At 60.1% G+C, this 509-nt stretch carries 1 protein-coding gene; it reads left to right on the plus strand.

Annotated features, from left to right (window positions below; genetic code table 11):
* Window positions 1-58 precede the first annotated feature (58 nt).
* The coding region (locus NKH01_RS35240; protein WP_353024757.1) for a transposase at window positions 59-509 on the plus strand (451 nt) is incomplete at its 3' end.

The following is a 509-nucleotide window of genomic DNA, read 5'->3' on the forward strand; positions in this document are numbered from 1 at the left end:
GGGACTGTCGGGAATTCTGTGCGCGAGGCCATGATGATGGAAAGGAGAGAATCATCGCATGGCTATTGAGAAGGAACTTCTGGACCAACTGCTTGCCGGCCGCGATCCGAATGAGGTGTTTGCCAAGGACGGATTGCTCGACGACCTGAAGAAGGCGCTTTCGGAACGGATTCTGAACGCTGAACTCGACGAGCACCTTGAGGACGAACGCACCGACGGCAGCGTCAATCGCCGCAACGGCCATTCGCGGAAGTCGGTGCTGACGGGCACGTCGAAGATGACGCTGTCGATCCCGCGCGACCGGGCCGGGACCTTCGATCCGAAGCTGATCGCCAAATACCAGCGCCGTTTTCCCGATTTCGATGACAAGATCATCTCCATGTACGCGCGCGGCATGACAGTGCGCGAGATCCGCGGCCATCTGGAGGAGCTCTACGGCATCGACGTGTCGCCGGACCTGATCTCGGCGGTTACCGATGCGGTCCTGGAGGAAGTGGCCGAGTGGCAGA

This window comes from Mesorhizobium sp. M1403, assembly GCF_040317695.1.
Lineage (GTDB): Bacteria > Pseudomonadota > Alphaproteobacteria > Rhizobiales > Rhizobiaceae > Mesorhizobium.